This window comes from Lactobacillus johnsonii ATCC 33200, assembly GCF_000159355.1.
Classification (GTDB): domain Bacteria; phylum Bacillota; class Bacilli; order Lactobacillales; family Lactobacillaceae; genus Lactobacillus; species Lactobacillus johnsonii.
The window spans coordinates 528,819-548,978 of the sequence record NZ_GG670120.1; the positions used below are offsets into that span (position 1 = coordinate 528,819).

At 33.4% G+C, this 20,160-nt stretch carries 17 protein-coding genes, 3 pseudogenes and 1 riboswitch; of the genes and pseudogenes, 13 read left to right on the forward strand and 7 right to left on the reverse strand.

The genetic code is table 11. The features are described 5' to 3' along the window. Position 1: 1 nt before the first annotated feature. The 3 genes and pseudogenes from HMPREF0528_RS02595 to hbs form a co-directional block, all read right to left on the reverse strand. Positions 2-1,528 carry an ABC transporter ATP-binding protein gene (locus HMPREF0528_RS02595; protein ID WP_004894735.1) on the reverse strand — a complete coding sequence of 509 codons (1,527 nt, stop codon included), beginning with the start codon at positions 1,526-1,528 and terminating at the stop codon, positions 2-4. Positions 1,529-1,598: 70 nt separating this feature from the next. Next, a complete protein-coding gene (locus tag HMPREF0528_RS02600) occupies positions 1,599-2,684 on the reverse strand; it encodes a BMP family lipoprotein (protein WP_034525088.1) in 1,086 nt (361 codons plus the stop codon). A gap of 218 nt (positions 2,685-2,902) precedes the next feature. Beyond that, positions 2,903-3,185 (reverse strand): annotated as a pseudogene (gene hbs / locus HMPREF0528_RS02605) (non-specific DNA-binding protein Hbs). Positions 3,186-3,612: 427 nt separating this feature from the next. Here hbs and HMPREF0528_RS02610 point away from each other — a divergent pair. The 3 genes from HMPREF0528_RS02610 to HMPREF0528_RS09400 all read left to right on the forward strand — a co-directional run bounded on the left by HMPREF0528_RS02610 (position 3,613) and on the right by HMPREF0528_RS09400 (position 4,946). Next, a complete protein-coding gene (locus HMPREF0528_RS02610; RefSeq protein WP_004894738.1) occupies positions 3,613-4,329 on the forward strand; it encodes an SDR family NAD(P)-dependent oxidoreductase in 717 nt (238 codons plus the stop codon). Positions 4,330-4,472: 143 nt separating this feature from the next. Then, the gene (locus tag HMPREF0528_RS09395) at positions 4,473-4,643 is read left to right on the forward strand and encodes an LbetaH domain-containing protein (protein WP_004894741.1); all 171 of its coding nucleotides are present in this window, start codon (positions 4,473-4,475) and stop codon (positions 4,641-4,643) included. A 72-nt stretch (positions 4,644-4,715) separates the two neighbouring features. After that, entirely contained in the window at positions 4,716-4,946 is a 231-nt protein-coding gene (locus HMPREF0528_RS09400; RefSeq protein ID WP_236691937.1) for an LbetaH domain-containing protein, read from the forward strand. A 305-nt stretch (positions 4,947-5,251) separates the two neighbouring features. On the opposite strand, the pseudogene HMPREF0528_RS02625 reads toward HMPREF0528_RS09400, so the two are convergent. Then, positions 5,252-5,739, reverse strand: a pseudogene (locus HMPREF0528_RS02625) (transposase); the annotation flags it as partial. A gap of 307 nt (positions 5,740-6,046) precedes the next feature. After that, a complete protein-coding gene (gene tpx, locus HMPREF0528_RS02630; RefSeq protein ID WP_004894749.1) occupies positions 6,047-6,541 on the reverse strand; it encodes a thiol peroxidase in 495 nt (164 codons plus the stop codon). Between the two features lie 196 nt (positions 6,542-6,737). Between tpx and HMPREF0528_RS02635 the strand changes: the two genes are divergently transcribed. From HMPREF0528_RS02635 to HMPREF0528_RS02655, 5 genes are all read left to right on the forward strand, one after another. Further along, complete coding sequence (locus HMPREF0528_RS02635; RefSeq protein ID WP_034525089.1) at positions 6,738-7,151, forward strand: cupin domain-containing protein; 414 nt, start codon at positions 6,738-6,740, stop codon at positions 7,149-7,151. A 207-nt stretch (positions 7,152-7,358) separates the two neighbouring features. Then, positions 7,359-7,526: riboswitch (M-box (ykoK) riboswitch) on the forward strand. Between the two features lie 76 nt (positions 7,527-7,602). Further along, positions 7,603-10,281, forward strand: a complete 2,679-nt coding sequence (mgtA, locus tag HMPREF0528_RS02640; protein WP_034525094.1) for a magnesium-translocating P-type ATPase — start codon at positions 7,603-7,605, stop codon at positions 10,279-10,281. Positions 10,282-10,412: 131 nt separating this feature from the next. Then, positions 10,413-10,850, forward strand: a complete 438-nt coding sequence (locus HMPREF0528_RS02645) for a MarR family winged helix-turn-helix transcriptional regulator (RefSeq protein WP_004894760.1) — start codon at positions 10,413-10,415, stop codon at positions 10,848-10,850. An 84-nt stretch (positions 10,851-10,934) separates the two neighbouring features. Further along, complete coding sequence (locus tag HMPREF0528_RS02650; protein WP_004894762.1) at positions 10,935-12,686, forward strand: ABC transporter ATP-binding protein; 1,752 nt, start codon at positions 10,935-10,937, stop codon at positions 12,684-12,686. Between the two features lie 131 nt (positions 12,687-12,817). Then, positions 12,818-13,639: an aldo/keto reductase gene (locus HMPREF0528_RS02655; RefSeq protein WP_004894763.1), complete on the forward strand. Its 822-nt coding sequence runs from the start codon at positions 12,818-12,820 to the stop codon at positions 13,637-13,639. A 424-nt stretch (positions 13,640-14,063) separates the two neighbouring features. On the opposite strand, the gene HMPREF0528_RS09670 is transcribed toward HMPREF0528_RS02655, so the two are convergent. After that, positions 14,064-14,603 carry a LysR family transcriptional regulator gene (locus HMPREF0528_RS09670; protein WP_004894764.1) on the reverse strand — a complete coding sequence of 180 codons (540 nt, stop codon included), beginning with the start codon at positions 14,601-14,603 and terminating at the stop codon, positions 14,064-14,066. Positions 14,604-14,774: 171 nt separating this feature from the next. Between HMPREF0528_RS09670 and HMPREF0528_RS02665 the strand changes: the two genes are divergently transcribed. Next, positions 14,775-16,055 (forward strand): replication-associated recombination protein A, encoded by a 1,281-nt coding sequence (locus HMPREF0528_RS02665; protein ID WP_004894768.1) that lies wholly within the window; start codon positions 14,775-14,777, stop codon positions 16,053-16,055. Between the two features lie 784 nt (positions 16,056-16,839). Continuing rightward, positions 16,840-17,085 carry an NAD(P)H-binding protein gene (locus tag HMPREF0528_RS08995; protein ID WP_080545352.1) on the forward strand — a complete coding sequence of 82 codons (246 nt, stop codon included), beginning with the start codon at positions 16,840-16,842 and terminating at the stop codon, positions 17,083-17,085. On the opposite strand, the pseudogene HMPREF0528_RS02670 reads toward HMPREF0528_RS08995, so the two are convergent. Next, positions 17,084-18,398 (reverse strand): annotated as a pseudogene (locus HMPREF0528_RS02670) (transposase); the annotation flags it as partial. The gene HMPREF0528_RS08995 and the pseudogene HMPREF0528_RS02670 sit on opposite strands and share 2 nt — an antisense overlap. Positions 18,399-18,636: 238 nt before the next feature. On the opposite strand from HMPREF0528_RS02670, the gene HMPREF0528_RS09240 reads away from it, so the two are divergent. The 3 genes from HMPREF0528_RS09240 to HMPREF0528_RS02680 all read left to right on the forward strand — a co-directional run bounded on the left by HMPREF0528_RS09240 (position 18,637) and on the right by HMPREF0528_RS02680 (position 20,156). Beyond that, complete coding sequence (locus tag HMPREF0528_RS09240; protein WP_500861272.1) at positions 18,637-18,804, forward strand: DUF8462 domain-containing protein; 168 nt, start codon at positions 18,637-18,639, stop codon at positions 18,802-18,804. A 162-nt stretch (positions 18,805-18,966) separates the two neighbouring features. Then, complete coding sequence (locus HMPREF0528_RS02675; RefSeq protein ID WP_004894775.1) at positions 18,967-19,566, forward strand: DUF1819 family protein; 600 nt, start codon at positions 18,967-18,969, stop codon at positions 19,564-19,566. Then, positions 19,566-20,156, forward strand: coding sequence for a DUF1788 domain-containing protein (locus tag HMPREF0528_RS02680; protein WP_004894777.1), 591 nt, complete (start codon positions 19,566-19,568; stop codon positions 20,154-20,156). Before HMPREF0528_RS02675 ends, HMPREF0528_RS02680 begins: the two co-directional genes overlap by 1 nt. Positions 20,157-20,160: the final 4 nt, after the last annotated feature.

Here is a 20,160-nt window from a genome sequence, read left to right on the forward strand (position 1 = left end):
TTTACGCCCTTTCTTTTTTAACACCAGTCATGAGCAAGCCAAGTTCAGTTTCATTGGTGGTTTTAGGTTTAACTTTTCCAGCTAATTGTCCATCGTGTAAAACTAAAATTTTGTCTGAGAGTTGCATGATTTCATCTAATTCATAAGAAACTAGGAGAATTGCTTTACCATTATTCCGTTCATGGAGAAGCTGTTTATGAATATATTCAATCGCACCAACGTCCAGTCCTCGTGTAGGCTGAAAAGCGATAATTAGATCACTGTTAAGATTTAGCTCTCGAGCAATGATTACTTTTTGTTGATTACCGCCCGAAAGTTCACCTGCTGCTAAATTTTCATTAGTTGTACGAATATCAAACTGTTTGATTAATTTTTTAGCATGTTGATGAATCTTATCAAAGTTAATAATTCCATGCTTAGAAAATGGTGAATGGTAGTAATTCTTTAGAACCAAATTTTCAGCGATAGGCAATTGGAGAATGAGGCCATATTTTTGACGATCGGCAGGAATACTAGATACACCGAGGTGGGTGATTTTGCGAGGTGATTGATTAGTCATGTCCTTACTTTTGATTTTTACTTGACCACTTTCTACATGGCGCAAGCCAGTTAAAGCTTCAACTAGTTCGTCTTGACCATTCCCATCGATTCCTGCAATTCCTACAATTTCTCCACCGTGAATATCAAAGGACAAGCCTTTGACGGCCAAATTCCCACGATTTTCTTTAACTTTTAGCTCTTTAACTTGTAATATTTCAGGTCCAAGCTGAATAGGTTGCTTATGAAGGGTCATTTCAACATGGCGTCCCACCATTAATTCAGCTAGTTTTTCATCGCTGACATTCGCAACTTTAAAGTAGCCTACACTTTTTCCAGCGCGAATAACAATTACCCTGTCAGCAACAGCTTTAATTTCTTCTAGCTTATGTGTAATTAAAATAATAGATTTTCCTTCTTTGGCGAGGCCTTTAAGGATTTGAATAAATTCAGTAATTTCTTGAGGAGTTAAAACGGCAGTCGGCTCATCAAAAATCAAAATATTAGCACCACGATAAAGGACTTTTAAGATTTCTACTTTTTGTTGTTGAGCAATAGTGATGTCTGAGATCTTGGCATCTGGATTAACGCTTAAACCATACTTTTTAGAAAGGGCCAATACTTCTTCGCGTGCTTTTTTAAAATTAAGCAGGGGGCCATTGGTAGGTTCATGACCAAGGATGATATTTTCTAGGACTGTAAAAGAGTGGGCAAGCATAAAATGTTGGTGAACCATTCCAATTCCTAAATTCTTAGCGACAGTTGGATTTTTGATGTTTACTTTTTTACCTCTAACTAAAATTTCTCCGCTTGTTGGTTCAAGAAGACCAGATAAAATACTCATTAGGGTGGATTTTCCAGCACCATTTTCTCCTAAAAGTGCTAGAATTTCACCTTTTTTAAGCTCAAGATTAATACCATTGTTAGCTTTAAAACCATTAAAGTCTTTAACAATATTGGCCATTTCGATGACATTTTGTTGTTCGTCCATAGTTCAACCTTTCTATGTTTATAAAAAAACTCTCCGACTCAAAGCGAAGAGTTTTTATCGTTAAAATTACTTACTTTGAAGGTGATGTAGCAACCTTGATCTTGCCATTAATAATTTGAGTACGAGCTTTTTGAATTGCTGTCCAAGCTTTGGCGTCTAAGTTACCTTTAGTGATTGAAACACCGTTTCCTTTTAAGCTGTAAACTAAGTGCTTACCACCTGGGAATTTGCCTTTGTAAGCATCATTAGCAATATTCTTAGTAGCAACGTTTAAGCCTTTTAATACAGAGGTTAAAGTGAAGTTGGATTTTTGACCACCTTTGGCAGTATACTTACCCAGATTTGATTGATCTACATCAACTCCAATTACCCATACCTTATCTTTTACAGGACGAGTTTGGTTATAGTCCTTAGCTTCTTGGAAAACCCCGTTTCCAGCATTACCAGCTGCTTGATAGATTACGTCAGCCTTATCAGCGTACATTGATTGAGCAATTGATTTTGCTTTATCAGTTGAAGTGAAGTTACCGATGTATTGTGTTTGAACTGTGATCTTCTTGTGAAGAGCTTTAGCGCCCGCAGCCACACCTTGCTTAAATCCAGCTTCAAATAAATCGATGATTTGAGATTTGGCACCTCCAATGAATCCTACTTTATTTGTTTTTGTAGTGTAGGCTGCAGCTAATCCACCAAGATAGGAAGCTTGATTACTTTCAAAAGTTGCGGATGCAACATTCTTTTGACCATTTACAACACTATCGATAATTACAAAGTTTTTCTTAGGGTTTTTTTTAGCTGCTGCTTTAACAGGATCGGCCAGCATATATCCAACCCCAAAAATAGTTTGGTAACCAGCGCTCGCAGCTTGATTAAAGTTAGGGGTATAATCAGCAGCACTACTGGATTGGAAGTATTGATAACCACCTTTTCCTTGCTTGAGATCGTGTTCTTTGCCATAAGCTTTAAAACCTTCCCAAGCAGCTTGATTGAATGAATGATCATCAACACCGTTAGAGTCGGTAATTAAGGCAATGCTATGTTTACTACTTTTACTACCGGCAGTATCTTGTTTTTTACCTGAACAAGCTGAAAGAGCAATTCCAACAGATGCTAAGATTGCACCAAATGACAAAATCTTTTTGAACTTTGTGTTCATCGTTTTTCCTCCATCAAATAATACGAATGATTCGTGTACCATAATATCAATATGTACGTATTTAGTCAAACTAAAATATTATTTTTATCTAAAATTGGTAAAAGCGACGGTAAAAAGCATACTATTTAACTGGAATAAAAGACGAATGTTTACTATTTTGAATGCAAAAAAATACGACCTTCATAATGAAAGTCGTGTGAACTATTCTGTAATAAAAATTACTTAACAGCTTCCTTTAAGCCTTTACCTGGCTTAAATGCAGGAATCTTAGTTGCAGGAATATCAATTTCCGCACCAGTTTGTGGGTTACGGCCCCTTACGAGCAGCGCGGTTTCTAACTTCAAAAGAACCGAAGCCAATAAGTTGAACCTTTTCGTCCTTTGCAAGTGCGTTTTGGATAGCTGAGAATACAGCATCAATAGCTTGGTCAGATTGAGTCTTGTTCAAATCTGTAGACTCAGCTACTTCTTTAATCAATTCAGCTTTGTTAATAGTTGCCATTTAAAATATCTCTTTCTGATTGACAATTTTTGAAAAAACAATCGCGTTTTTCCATAGTTACACTATTCTAAAACAGTTGAACGCTACGTAGAATAAGGTTGGGTGAAAAAAGTCATAAATAATACGTATTATTAAAAAAACTCCCCTTTTTAAAAGGGGAGCTTGATCAATATACGGGGTCTGGAGTTGATATTATGAATTGATATGGCGTTTCGCCAGATAAAACAAATTTTTCATATAGCATTCTAATTGCTCGTGACATTGTCAAATGACAAGTTTGCAAAACTTGTTTGGCAGCAATATATGCGGAATTATTAACAGATTGAATATCTCATAAAACTTCTCCTTCACTGTTGACTTAAACCATAGTTTAACACTTAGTATTGTCATTGTAAGAGAGAAACGAGGTATTTACAATGACAAAAACATGTTTGTAACTGGACCTCATACAGGATTTGAAAAAGATCTAGTAATTGAATTAGCGCAAAGAGATGATATTAACTTAGTAGCTACTTCACGTAAAGAAGGTCAATTAGATTACTTGGATCAATATAATCATGGTCAAATTTTAAAGGTAATTTTGGATGTAACTAAGGCTGAGCAGGTGAAAACTAGTATTCAACAGGCCATGGACAAATTCGGTTCAATTGATGTTTTAGTGAACAACGCTGGAATTGGTTACTTTGAGACTTTTGAAGAAAGTGATTTAGATGAAGCTAAGTACATGTTTGATGTAAATGTGTGGGGATTAGTCGACATGATGCGGAATGTTTTGCCAATTATGAGAAAGCAAAAGTCTGGTATTATCGTCAACTTTTCATCAATTGGTGGTTTGTATTCTTTCCCAACTTTAGCCTTTTATCATGGAACTAAGTATGCGGTTGAAGGAATCACCGAATCTGTGATCGAAGAGGTGAAAGATTTAGGCATTAAAACGATGATTATTGAACCTAGTGGCTTTAGAACTGATTGGGCGCCCCGTTCTTCACAAAAGACACTTCCAAGTCAGCGTGACTATGCTCAATTTACAGATTTTATTGAAGGTAATGCACAAGGTGCTCATCATGAACCAGGTGATCCTAAGAAAGCTGCTCAAATTATTATCGAGCAAGTGATGACTAATCCTAACTTTTTGGTAAAGTAATTTGAAGCTGAGAGTGAAATTTCGTTGTTTGCAGATCACCCGGAGGAAGAGTAAATGTCTGAAATTGAAAAAATGGAAAATGGCGAATGGTTTAATTTTGGTCCCCCCCGATATTGCTTCGCGGAAGTTAAACCGCGACAAAATTGGCACAAGAGTTTAATGCAATTCCAGAAACAGAACTCGAAAAGCAAGAAGAAAAGGCTCGTGAAATCTTGGGTTCTGCTGGTGAGAACTTAGTTATTCATAGTGATTGGAAATTCGACAACGGTAAAAATATCCAAGTTGGTGATAATTTTTTAGCCAATTGTAATTGAACTGTACTTGATGTCGGCAAAGTAAAGATTGGCGATAATGTGTGGATTGGACCGAATACAGATATCTATACTGTGACTCATCCTGTAAATGCAGTGGAACGTAGAAAGTATTTAGCTAAAGTCCTGCCGGTCACAATAGGCAATGACGTTTGGCTTTGCGGAAAAGTGACAATTTGCCCAGGAGTTACAATTGGAAATAACGTGGTTGTAGCTGCCGGATCCGTTGTGATTCGAGATGTACCAGATAATATCATGGTTGCTGGAAATCCTGCTAAAGTTGTAAAAAAGTTGGATAAAGAGTAGGAAGGTGTTTTTCTTGGCTGCTAACTTATGTCAATTTTTATAATGAAGATAAAAGGAGTTGACATATTATGTTAGAAAACATTCTAAGCTAAATAGTGAATTAGTTATCCGACGGGATAAGTGATTCACTATTTTTTGTTCTAGTCGTAGGATGGAAATAGCAGTAAAACTATATGTCATAGGGCTTTTAGACACTTGATGTCGGAAAATAAACTGGCAGTTTTACTTAACGATTCAACAGTCTCTTCGAAGAATGTGGACACTTTCATGTCGAGTTTAGGAAATTAGATCTGATTTCTTATGTAAACATGATGTTTTTTAGTATTACGTTTTAGTCTTTCAGGTAAATCAATATTTTTAATAGCTAACAAACCCTGGTCAACATAGTTATACAATGTTCTAGTGGAGACTACTTGCTTTTTGGTGAATTCTCCAATAGCTAAGCAACGATTAGCACAAGTATCAAGAGACCAACCATCTTCGAAGAAATGCTTATTAGTATACTTAATAAGCATTTCTTAAGATAATCTAATTTGCGACCACAATTCCTACGGTTAGTCTGATAAGCATTGTTATCATATTCAGCTTTATAAAGCTTTTGATGACCGTTATAGAGTAAAACAGTGCCGCGCTTAACTTCATAGCTAATAGTAGAAGGCGAGCAACCAATTTCACGTGCAATGGCTCGAAGAGAAAAACCATCTTTTATCCTAGTTTGGATAATAACACACTCTTCAAACGATAAATGTTTTCCCTTTTGATGCTTAGAGATGATAGAATGTAAAGAGTCCATTTGTGACCTCCAATAGATGTTTTTATGGTTATTAATATTCTATCAAACAGGTCCAGATGGACTCTTTTATTTTTTAACGAGTGTTCAATTTAATTTTACAATCAACCATTGAATTATTTTTACACTAATAGCTTACTACTTGGAGTTAACTTCAAGTCAACTAATACTGTTTTTATATTTGACTTAGCTTTATCTGAGATTAAAAATTTTTCATGGAATACATAAATTTTAATCAAGAAAAAAGTGTTTACCATCAAGATTTTAAAATCGGGTAAACACTTTTTCTATAAACTGATTTTGATAAACATTAATGCAATTGTTTTAGTTCATTTAATACTGCATTATAGTTTGGCTCATGTGTAATTTCATCAACTAATTCACGGTATAGAATTTTCCCATTAGGATCAAGGACCCAAACAGAACGAGCAAGAATACCGGATTCAGGAATTAATAAGCCAGTTGCCTTACCAAATGACAAATTTTTATCAGACATCAATTGCATATTTTTAACATCTTCGGCGGCACACCAAGTTTGCTGATCTTCAACCGTATTAGTTGAAATAGTCAAAAAGTTAATTTCTGGAAATTTATCCATTGTTTTATTAAAAGTTTTGGTTTGAATACTGCAAACAGGAGTATTAATATCTGGTACTACACTAATTAAACTAAACTTACCTAATAAATCGGACTTAGTGAATTCTTGATTGTTCTTATTTAGTACTGTAAAGTTTGGCATTTCTTCTCCAACTGCTGGAGGAGTACCTATTAATTTAACTTCTTTACTTTTAAAAGTGATTTTCATAAGTTATACCCTCTCTTTCTTCTTATTATCTTAAATATAGCAAATTATAGGAGGTATCTTAAATATTTAGCCTATGTAGTGAAATACTATACCTTAAATGCATAGATGTCTAGTAGAAATAACTATTTTTAATTTATAAAGGGTAGATATAAAATAATAGATGAGAGAAATAAAGAGTTTTACGGAGGAAAAAATAATGGCAAAAAATGAAGAAGAAGTAAAAAACAGTGTCTTTGGCTTTGGTAAATTTAATGAAGCATACGCAAAATACTTTCAAGGAAAGAGTTTTCTTAATCTTTTAGCTTCAAGTAAAGAGACAAAAACTGGTGTCAGCAATGTAAGTTTTGAGCCAGGATGTCGCAACGATTGGCACATGCACTCAATTCCTCAAATCCTAATTGCCGTTGCAGGTGAAGGGTGGTATCAAGAAGAAGGTAAACCAGCACAAAAGATGGTTCCCGGTGGTGTTGTAATTGTTAACCCTAACACTAAGCACTGGCATGGTGCTACTAAGGATTCATGGTTTGCTCATCTAGCAGTAATGGTCGGAGACGGTAAGACCACGTGGCTTGAGCCAGTTTCTGATGAAGAATACGATAAGTTAGGTTAAATTTATAAAGCTTATATTAATGAATTAGGTAGATAAAAAGTTAAGTACTGACTGTAGTGCTTAACTTTTTTCGTAAACTTGATAATTTCTTTAGAGAATATTTGAAATAAAATATTTCAATTTTTTTAAGAAAGTAAAGAAATTATAAAGACGGTTGAACAATAAAAAATAGTCGTTTATGCTATAGTCGTTAATTAAATAAAGAAGCAAATAAACTGTTAGGTGAGACTCCTACGTAAATATATGCTGATGCCCAGGAACATCCAGAGATGCCAACGGGTCAAACAGGAACTGTCGAGTTAAGGCTTTTCCCAGTCAGCTAGTTGAAAAAACTTTACGTTACGTAGTGTTAAAACTGAACGACGAGTATTAAATCGCTATTATAAGACCAATGCAGTTTTTGCATTGGTCTTTTTGTTTGTTTGCCGATTTTTTAGAGGGAGAGATTACTATGTTAAAATTCAACCCTAAGGATCGTGTAGTAACTGATGCGACTTTAGCTAAGCAAATTGCTGGAAAAGAAAAGAGTGAAGTATTAAAGCAATTAGATACGTCAATTAATGGGTTAAACCCTGCGCAAGCAAAAAAGCGTTTAGAGCGCGATGGGTTAAATGAAGTATCAAATAAAGAGTGTCATCCAAAATTGCATTTTTTATTTGATGCTTTCATGACTCCATTTACAGGAGTATTACTGTTTTTAGCTCTTTTATCTTTTTTGACTAACTATCTTTTTGTTCCTGCAGATCAAAAGGATCTCAGTACAGTCATTATTATGATTACAATGGTTTTAATTTCTGGAATAACTAGTTTTATCCAGAATGTTAAAACCAGTGACGCAGTTGATTCACTATTAAATATGGTATCTGTAACCACGAATATCAAACGAGATGGAAAAGATCAGGAATTGCCAACTAAAGATGTTGTAGTTGGTGATATTATCAATCTAACTGCTGGGGATCTGGTACCAGCAGATCTATATTTATTAAAAAGTAAGGATCTCTTTTGTTCAGCTAGTTCATTAAATGGTGAATCTAGTCCTGTTGAAAAACTAGCAAATGAAAAGCCAAAGGAAAATGATAACTATCTAGATTATCCGAATATTTTATATGAGGGAACAAATATTGTTTCAGGCTCTGCAATGGGCGTTGTATTTGCTACAGGTGATGAGACAGTTTTTGGTAATTTAGCACGTACTCTTAGCAAGAATAAAAATAAAGAAACAACTTTTGATATTGGAATCAAAAATGTTTCAAAAATTTTATTGATTATGACCGCCGTAATTGCACCTCTTGTATTTTTAATTAATGGCTTAACCAAAGGGGATTGGCTTAATGCATTGATTTTTGCTATTGCTACAGCTGTGGGACTAACTCCAGAAATGCTTCCTGTAATTGTTACAAGTAATCTAGTTAAGGGATCAGTTGAAATGGCAAAGCACGAAACCATTGTTAAAAGAATGAATTCAATTCAAAACTTTGGGTCCGCCGATATTCTTTGCACAGATAAAACTGGAACTTTAACACAAGACAAAGTAGTTTTAGAGCGTCACTATGATTTGAATTTAGAAGAAAAATCAAAAGTCTTAGAACTATCATATTTGAACAGTTACTATCAAACAGGGATGAAAGACTTAATTGATAAGGCGATCATTGATGCAGCTAAAGGTGAATTAGATACAAATGACATTAATCAAAATTATCAAAAAATTGATGAGATTCCCTTTGACTTTAAAAGAAGACGAATGAGTGTCGTGGTAATGAATAAGAAGCATGAACACTTATTAGTAACAAAAGGAGCTGCTGAAGAAATGCTTGCTTGTTCTAACCGGGTGGAAATTAATGGTGAAATTACCATGCTTAATCAAGAGCAAAGACAGGAAATTTTAAATAAAATCAATCAAATGAACCAAGATGGGTTACGGGTGGTATTGTTAGCCTATAAGAAAAATCCTGCTCCTGTTGGTGAATTCAGTGTTGATGATGAGAAAGAACTAATTTTAACTGGATTTTTAGCATTTTTAGATCCACCAAAGGATAGTGCTAAAGCTGCATTAACTGCTTTAAAGAGGGATGGAATTACTGTAAAAATCTTAACTGGAGATAATGAAGCTGTCACTAGAAATGTTGGCAAACAAGTTGGGTTAGATATTACTTCCGTATATCAGGGAAAGGATCTAGAAAATAAAAGTTCAGCTGAATTGAAGAAAATGGTTGAAGAGTGTGATGTTTTTGTAAAACTATCACCTCAACAAAAGGCGCAAATTATTCAATTATTAAGAGAAAATAACCATACGGTAGCTTATATGGGAGACGGAATTAATGATGCACCTGCTATGAAAGCAGCTGATGTCGCTATTTCCGTTGATACAGCTGTGGACATTGCTAAAAAATCTGCTGATATAATTTTGTTGCACAAAGACCTAATGATTTTAGAGAAAGGTGTTCAAATTGGTCGGCAAGTCTTTGGAAATACGATGAAATATATTAAAATTACGCTTTCATCTAATTTTGGTAATATTTTATCAATTTTAGTAGCATCCTCATTTCTTCCTTTTCTTCCAATGCTTCCAGTTCAACTTCTCATTTTAGATTTAATGTACGGTACCAGCTGTCTATCAATTCCATTCGATACAATGAACAAACATTATTTATCTGAACCAAGAAAGTGGAGTACTAAGAAGCTTCCTAAGTTTATGTTCTATTTTGGTCCTACATCTTCGATTTTTGACATCATAACTTTTGCATTACTGTTCTTTATAGTTTGTCCACAAATTATCGGAAGTAGCTATGCAGGAGCAACTGCTTCACAAAAATTACTTTTTTCAGCTGTCTTTTGTACTGGCTGGTTTATTGAATCGTTTTGGACCCAAGAAATGGTTATTCATGCACTTAGAGATCCAGGCCTCCCATTTATTAAACAGCATGCTACAGCAATTGTTACATGGGCAACGATTGGTATGGCTGCAATTGGGACTATGTTACCATTTATTATTCCTGTCGCAAAAGCAGTGAAATTTGGTCCAATTCCAGTATATTTTTTAGGAATTGTATTTATTTTATTGATTTTATACATTGCTTTAACGATGTTAGTAAAGAAATGGTATCTAAAATCAGAGAAATATTTAATCTAATTGTTTTAATATTAAATCTATTTTTAAAGGAAGTATGTTTTACTACATACTTCCTTTTGTTTTATTGTGGCATATTTTATAATTAGGTATCTAACAGTATACATTCTAACTATTAACAAAGGGGTTAAAAGATGACAGATAAAGTAGAAAAATATCAAGAAATGATGGATTTATTCCGTTTATACTTCAACTTTTCTAAAAGATTTTATGGGGAAGAAGTAAAATTTAGTCAACTTACTCCTCAGCAAGGACGAACTTTAATGTATATTCAAGAGCATCCCGGTATGATCCAAAGGGAACTAGCTGATAATTTTCATTTACGTAATGCCAGTGTAACTAATATGTTGAAAAATCTTGAACGTGATGGATATATTCAACGCAAGCAAGATGAAAAGTCTGCTCGAATTAAACGGATTTATATTACCCAGTTAGGAGAAAAACAAGTTATTGAGATGAAAAAAAGCTTTAACTTGATATTAAAAAAACTTTCTAGTCGAGTAGACGAAAAGCTGTTAGATCAATTAATACCACTACTCAAGGAACTAAATCGACAAGTTCGAAATGATTAGGGAATTGACAGTTAGGTATCTACATGTTTTAATACTAAACGTTAATTATTATTAGGTACCTAACTGTTGTGGAGGGATTTATTAATGGATAGAGGAAGACCGCAGATTGAAAAGGGAAAACATAGTTTTAGTTTTCAAGATTTTTTTAAATTAATAAATCGAGTGCATCCCAAATATTGGCAATTAATTGTTGGTATTCTGGCTGGCTTAATTGCCACGGGAGCAAACTTAATTGTTCCTCAATTTGCACAAAGAATTATTAATAACTTTAAGCATTTAAATATAAACCTGGTAATTATTACTGGAATAGTATTTTTTGGTGGAGTAATTATTAGTGCCTTATCTGGTTATATTTTGGGAGTGTTTGGAGAGCATGTCGTTTCAAAACTTCGTGATAGTCTCTGGGCTCGCTTACTTAAGATGCCAGTTAGTTATTTTGATAATACTTCGACGGGTGAAATTTCATCAAGACTAGTTAATGACACTTCACAAGTCAAGAATTTACTTGCTAATACCTTACCGAATGCCATTACTTCTTTATTACAATTCTTTGGTGCTGTCATTATCATGTTTATGATGGATTGGCAGATGTCCTTAATCATGGTTCTTGCCGTCCCTTTGGTGATATTCGTCCTATTACCATTTATGAAATTGTCAGGGAAAATTGGCCGAGCACGTCAAGATGAACTGGCAAAATTTTCTAGTGATTCAACTAATGTTTTAAGTGAAATCCGTTTGGTAAAATCAAGTAATTCAGAGAAGAAAGAGCTTGCTACTGGAACAAAAAGAATTGCTAAACTTTATGCAATTGGGGTAAAGGAATCATGGATTAACTCCTTGATGCAGCCAATTTCTAATATGTTAATGATGATTTTAGTAATTGGTATTTTAACTTACGGTGCTATTCGTGTTATGCAAGGTACACTTACTATGGGTGCACTTATTTCCTTCTTAATGTATCTATTTCAATTGATGGGTCCAGTAATCATAATTAGTCAATTTTTCAATGAATTAGCTAAGACTTCAGGTTCAACTGAACGCATCGGCGAAATGCTTAATGAACCAATTGAAGTATCTGCCGATAATCAAAAAGTTGATATTGCTGGAAAAGAATTGAAGCTGCAGAATGTAAGTTTCTCATATGAAAAAGGAAAGCAAATTCTACATGATATCAATGTGTCGGCTAAGCCTAACACTGTTGTCGCCTTTGCTGGTCCATCAGGTGGCGGAAAATCAACAATTTTTTCACTAATAGAACGTTTCTATAAACCAACCTCTGGAGAGATAACTATTGGTGGTCAAAATATAGAAGAGATTGATTTAACTGATTGGCGTAAACAAATTGGACTTGTAGGTCAGAATTCATCAGTAATGCCCGGAACTATTCGCGAAAATCTAGTTTATGGATTAGGAAGAAAAGTTGGTGACGATGAATTATGGCATGTTTTAAAGATGGCATATGCAGATAAATTTGTAAAAGAGGCAGAAGATGGCTTAGAAACACAGATTGGTGAACGAGGCGTGAAGCTATCGGGTGGACAAAGACAGAGAATTGCAATTGCCAGAGCCTTTTTACGTGATCCTAAAATCTTAATGCTTGATGAGGCTACTGCAAGTCTTGATTCAGAATCTGAAGCTATGGTACAAAAAGCTTTAGCAAGTTTGATGAAAAACAGAATGACTTTAGTAATCGCACACCGGCTAAGTACAATTGTTGATGCAGATAAAATTTATTTCATTGATCATGGAACTGTTTCCGGTTCAGGTACTCATGATGAACTAGTAAAATCAACACCTCTTTATGCAGAATACGTGCATAATCAATTTAAAAAGTAGTAGGTAAAAATAGCGGCTTTTAAGTCGCTATTTTTTGTATAAATTAAAATAAGGGTTTTCTTTATGCTTTTAGGATATGATTATCATATGGAAGTAAAATAATGAATTAAATAGAAGTATAACAGGTAATTATGAAACATTTAACGTTAAATAATGGTGTTAAAATTCCAATTTTTGGCTTTGGAACTTACGAGATTAGCCCAGACCAAACAAAAAAAGCCGTTTTGTCTGCTTTTAAAGATGGCTACCGTTTAATTGATACTGCACAATATTATCAAAATGAACAGCAGGTAGGGGAAGCAGTCCGCGCAAGTAACCTTAATCGAGATGAAGTTTTCATTACCACAAAGACCATGACTGATGGATATGAAGCGACTAAACAGGGACTAGATGAATCTCTAAACAAAAGTGGTTTAGATTATCTTGATTTAGTCTTAATTCATTGGCCAATGGGCCACGATTTAGATACTTGGCGTGCTCTAGAAGAAGCATATAAAGCTGGTAAAACGCGAGCTATTGGTATCAGTAATTTTAATAGTCGGCAAACTTTAGAATTAATTAATCATGCAGAAATTCGGCCCATGGTTGATCAGATTGAAACACATCTTTTATTACAACAATGGAAAATGCACGAATTTTTGAAAAAAGAAAATATTATTCATGAAAGCTATAGTCCCTTAGGTAACGGTCAACAAAATCTGATGACTAATCCAGTGTTACAAAAAATTGGTGAAAAATATGATAAATCACCAATCCAAGTGATTTTACGGTATCTAGTCCAAAATAACATTGTAACTATTCCTCGCTCTACTAATCCAGCCCATATTAAAGCTAATATTGATATCTTTGATTTTGAGTTAGATAAAGAGGATCTTAAGCAGCTTCGTGCTTTAGATGAGCGCAAGCCAATTGATGGTTGGCCAGCAGAAATGCGAGAAGATGAGGATTATTAAGCTGAAAAACATAATATAAAAACATAAAAGAGTAATTGTAGTCTCATAGATGGTATGAGATAGACAATTACTCTTTTTTATTACTCACTTAATTATTGAGCGAGTCTCGTAATTTTTCTAAAAATAAGTTTCCTAAATTAGATAGCTTTCGATTCTTCTTCCAAATAACGATATTAGGATCAGTAACTTTTGGAGAAAGAGGGCGAGCAGTTAAACCCTCTAGTTTCTTATCATATAAATTATTGTAAGAAATTTGAACGCTATGACCTTCACCAGCTAAAAGAGACGCAGTATAAGCTAAATTACTGTTTGCAACCGTATGAACTTTATCATATAAATTACCCCACCAGTTTCTAAATTTGTCGTTAACTAAACTTTGCCCAGAAGTGATAATAGGATATTCAATTAAATCAGTCGGAGTAACCTAATCTTTTTGGGCTAACGGTAGTTTTTCACTAAAGATGGCATAGAATTGGTTTCTCTCTGGCAGAATTAAACTTTCAAAATCTTCTATTGGGCGATAACCCATAATAATTCCAAAATCAAGCGAACCATCGTTTACTTTAGCCTCAATATCATCAGCATTACCATCATAAAAGCTAAAGTGTACTTGCTGTGTAATTTGAATAATTTGATCAATAATTTTAGTAATAGATTTAATTTCAAATGATTGTCCTGTACCGATATTTAAGTTACCAGTAATTAGTTTAGAACTGGTTAAAGCTTGGGTAGTTTGTTCTTCCATATCAATCATTTCTTGAGCACGATCGCGTAAAAAGTAGCCCTCTTCTGTTAAAGAAATTTGTCGGTGACCACGGGTAAATAAAGTAACGCCAAGTTCTTCTTCCAAATCTTTGATCTGTTTTGATAGAGAAGGTTGGGCAATATGGAGACTCTCAGCAGCGTTACTAATATTTTTTTCTTGACAGACAGCTAAAAAGTAACGCAGTACTCTAAGTTCCATTCCTCCATTCCTCCAGCCTAAGCTCTATAATGTATAGTTTATATTAGTGATTAAAAAGAAAAAAGTGAATAGCAAAATCTTGTTTAAAACTTGTGTATTTGTTTTGAACTAATAATTGTGATAATAATAGATAAAACTTAACACTTTACTATAAATAAGAAGGTCGATTTTATGCCTATCAAAAAGCCACTAGCAGATTTAATCCGGCCAAAAAATTTATCACAATTTGTAGGTCAAACTAAGCTAATTTCTGAAGGAAAGCCCCTTTATCAAATTATCAAGAATCATGTTCCAATTTCTCTCCTCTTATGGGGACCGCCTGGAACAGGAAAAACAAGTCTAGCGCAAATTATTGCTCGAGAATATGACTATCCGCTAGCCACTTTTAATGCTTCGATTGATAATAAAGCAAAGCTGATGCAAATCATTAATACTTATCCCTATCAATCGTTTGTTCTACTGATTGATGAAATTCATCGCATGACGACAACATTGCAGGATTATCTTCTGCCTTATTTAGAGAGTGGAAAAATTCTTTTAATTGGGGCAACTACTGAAAATCCGATTATGTCAATTGTTCCTGCTGTCCGCTCACGTTGTCAGATTTTTGAATTTGAGACTTTAGACGATAAGGATATTAGTGAGGTTTTAGTCCGAGCTCTAAAAGAAGTATTTCATTTAGATGAAAAACAAATAGATAAAGAAGCAATTAATATTATTGCTCGTTCAGCTGATGGAGATTTGCGTGTAGCATTAAATTTATTAGAAACTATTCAGGCAGTTAATGGAGAAGAAATTTCAGTTAAAAATGTTAAGGAGTTTCTAAAAGGTCAACATTTTGCTTATGACAGAAAAGCAACTAAACATTATGATTATTTAGCAGCTTATTCAGATTCAATGGCTGGGTCCGATACTGATGCAGCCTTGTATTATCTTACCGTCTTACTTAAAAACGGAGATCTACCATCAGTGGTACGGCGTTTGCGAGAAATTCCATACACATATGTTGGCTTAGCCAATCCAGAACAAGTAACGCAAATAGTAGTGGCAGCTAATCAGGCCGAAAAAATAGGGATGCCAAAGGCAAAATATCCTTTGATGTTTGCGACTATGTTAATGTGTTTGTCCCCTAAGTCAGGTGCTTTTGATGAAATTTGGGCAAAGCTAGATAAAGATACTATTCATCCCAATAAGCATCCCATGCCACGTGGATTACGAGATATGCATTACAAGCATTCAGAAGAAATAACAGGTGGTGGGTTGATAGATAATCCATTTACACAACCATTTCAAATTGCAAAACAAAATTACATGCCGAAAGGTCTTGAAGGTAAAAGATATTACTTTGCAAAAGATAATGTTAATGAGAAAAAGCTAGAACAACAATATTTGAAACTTCATAAATATATTTATGGTAAAGATTATAAAAAAGATAATTTGTCACAAAAGTAATTATTATATATTATAGATTGATTTTTCCTTAATCATTTGTGCTAAAAGATTACGATTAACTTGTTATATGTAAATATTTAATTTATAGCCTTTAAAGATATCTTTTTACTATGCATAAGTAGCATAGCACTATAAAATTCTAATAATTTTCTTCGATAGTAAAACTTAATAAAATATATTTAAAAATTAAATCAAGTAAGAAAAATGATGAAATTTGTTTTGCTGAAATTAATACAATTCCAATATCAGAAGTATTTTTGTATAGTTAGTTTTTTACCATAAATAATTCGAATACTAGTATAAAAAAATAGCAATTTTTTTACATCGTTTTTCTTCCTAATTAATAAACATTAAGTTAAATAAAATAGCAAGGAGATAAAAATTATGTCACAAATAATCGAAATTGGAATTTTATTAGGTTTATTATTTTTATCAGTCAGCCCTAGTCAAAGAACTCAACCTCAGAAAATTGATCGGCGTGGAAGATAGGATGATTTAAATGAAAATTTTAATTCAACAGTTGGTGACGTAAAGAAGAAGTTAAATTTTACGAAAACCAAAATATTGCTGTTGAAGCATGGGCACCTTTTCCAGAAGGAAAGTCAATTTTTTGATTATCGAGATCCAGTAGCCATTGAAAGTATTTTCGGTAACAGTATTAAAAGTTTAAAGAGCTAATTTACTATGCATTAATTGCAATAGCTCCTATAAGTAGTAATTTTCAGATTAGGCTTAGTGCAATATACTTTTTCTTGTAAAAAATTATGAAAGGAAGAAAAATATTATGACAAAAGATGTTGCAATTATTGGTGCAAACGGACAAATCGCACGTTTAGTTGAAGATCGTATTTTAAATGAAGACAAGAATGTATATTTAACTCTATTTCTTAGAAATGCAAGTCGCCTTTCTAATTTAGCAAATAATGAACAAGTAACTATCATCGATGGGGATGCTAATAAACCGGAAGATCTTAGAAAAGCAATTATAGTATTAAAATGTGTCTGGGAAAAACTAAGCTTTTTTGAATAATAGTTTAAAGGTTTTACCTTTCTCTTTGCTCCATATTTACTTAAATTCATCATCATAAACATAATTCCGATCTCTGTTTCGACTTCCTTTTTGCCTCTTAAATGGGTTCTTCGCATGCCAAATACACTCTTCATATGTCCGAAAATTGGTTCCACATCTGTCTTTCTACAGCCATAGATTCGTTTACCATCTTTGCTTTGAAGAGTTTCTTTTGCTTTTTCTTTTAAATATTGCCAATTTGGATTGTAATGAATTTGTCTTTGACGACCAGATTTGGTTTTAGCTAGAGCTGTTAGCTCTTCTGTTAACTGGAACTCCTCGGCTTCATAAATCTTAAAGTCTCTAGTCATGCCAGTTGTTCTGTCTTTTCTGCGACTATAGTACTTGAAGTTAAATCTAACAACAGACTTGTCTACATAGTAATCTGCTTCTTCGTTGTAATACCAATTGGCAATTTTTGAAGGATCTTTCTTATATTTCCGTGTTTGTTCTTTTTCGTATAACGTGTATGGTATCTGATAGTCTTTGTCTGAATAATTTTCTTCTAGAATTGAATAGTTATACTCACTACCATACCCAGCATTAGCCACAATGTTATGAAACTTATCTAAGGTACCATGGGATTTCATCTGTTCTAAAAATGGTTTAAGGGTTCTAAAGTCAGTTGGATTAGGGAATAGGGCAAAGTCTACAGCATATTGGTTAGTAGTTGCTGCTTGAATATTGTAGCCTGGTTTTAATTGACCATTTCACATGTGGTCTCCTTTCATATGCATGAATGTGGCATCATGATATGTTTTGTAGTAGCTATTCCGACCATCAAAGATCTTTTCAGTTTCTTCATATTTCTTAGCTCTAGGAATAAGATCTTTTTGAATCTTGTTTAGAATCTTATTTAATCCGCGTCTTTTGAATTTGTTTTTAGATCCACCTGGAATAACTTTAGGCTCTTCTTCAATCTCTTTGGTAATTTTCTTAATTTCTTTTTCTGTTTCTTGAGCTAGAATTTCTAATCCTTGACTAATTTGAACCTCTTCTTCGGGCTATAGCCTTAACGACTCCTTATTGATCAATTCATCATATAAGCTAATTGCGTCATTTTTTAACTTATCATGATACTTTTCAACTGCTTTACTCCAAACAAAGGTGTACTTATTTACATCATCTTCAATCTTAGTACCATCAATAAAAGCAGCACTTTCACGAATTAATCCCTCATCTTATAATAATGGAGTAAAGTAGACAAAACACTTCTTAATTATTTGATTAGCATGGTCACTTGATCTGAAGTTATTGATGGTATGATATGAAATGAGAATGACAAAATTAACTAAAGGCTATGCTTATGCATTCCAAGATTTGGGATACTATGTTTGAAAGCATGCAACTGATCACATAACTGAAAGTGATATAGATGACATTCTGCCTTTGTTTAAAAATGATCTTTATAAGAATGTTTATACAAAAATTCTTTCTGAATTATCTCCAACTGATCAAAAATTCTTAATGATTATGGCGGAAAGCGATAATGATGTTGTTTAAATAAGTCATATTAGAAAACAAATGAATAAAAGTTCCAATTATGCCTCACAATATCGTCAGCGTTTGATTGACAGTCAAGTCATTATTGAAGCAGGATACGGAAAAGTTTCATTTTCTTTGCCGTTTATGAAAGAATTTCTACTAAAAGCTGCTGAATTTTATAATATCGGAGAATAAAAGCATGACTTCCACTTAGATGTGAAGACATGCTTCTTTATTTGATAAAAGTTGATCATAAGAAATACTGCTAAAAAAGATAATAGTCATATATAATGTATTAAGCGTGATTGTGTTAATGCAGATAGCATTATGCAATAATTAGAAATTTGAGGGGATAAAATGCCGCGTACTTATAATGGTGGAATTGCTTCATATGCAATTTGGTTGCCGGAGTTTGCACAATTTATTGAGCTTTATCAATCAGGAAAAAGTATTGATGAAATAAAACATCTTAGCGATAAAGAAAATATATTTAAAATGTCTAGCAAATCTCGGGCTAGACGTTGTTCAAGAAATTTATCTGTCAGAATTGATGCTTTACCAAAAACTATTATAGATATTTTTCCATCTTTAAATCCTACCAATCAAAAGATAGTGTCACTAATATCTATGATGTTAACAAGTAAAATTCTTAATGAATTTGTTTATGATGTATATCGACCTAAAGTGATTATGCGCGAAGATACTTTACAAGATTATGAAATAGAATCATTTCTTAACCAGAAAAGAATCGAAAGTCCTGAGGTCGCAAAATGGTCTCTTAATACTTTTAAACGTTTAAAAGGAGCTTTGAAGACTTTCTTGAGGGATGGGGGATTGTTAGAGAATGTTAAATCTAATGAGGATAAGCTACTTTTTCCATTAATAGATTCACAACTAATCACTATTATGAAAGAAGAAAAATTAGACTATGAATTGGCTGCTCTAGGAGAAATATAATGACAGAAGATATTAATCTTAGATTTGAACATTTAAAAGAAAAGATGATTGATCCCAAGTTTCAAAAAAATAAGGGATTGTCTAATGAAGTGGGGTATTGGATTTTTGACTATCCGGCTAATCAAGAATTAGAAGTTCGTAAAAAAATAGCTAAGATAAAAGATAGTGCTCTTGCTTCTAGAGTAAATCTAAAAGTTTTTGATATTTATAATGTTATGATGACATTGTTAAAGGATCAGAAAAAATATACAGGTACTGATCCTATCCCAATCCTTGAAGAAATTGAAAAAAATCAAGGTTTTGACGTATTAATTGCGCAGATTAATAACATTCTAGAAATGAGTGAGAATAATAATTTAATTGTTCAATATATAAAAGATAGATTACCAGAAAAGTGTATTGTGTTTATAGTAGGATTAGGCAAAACATATCCTATTATTAGAGCTCATAAAATTTTAAATACGATGCATCAGGTTTTGGATAAAAATCCAGTTGTGTTATTTTATCCGGGTAATTATGATGAAAAGAGCTTAAGAGCGTTTGGAGAAGTTAAGGATCAAAATTATTACAGAGCGTTTAGATTAGATTAGGGAT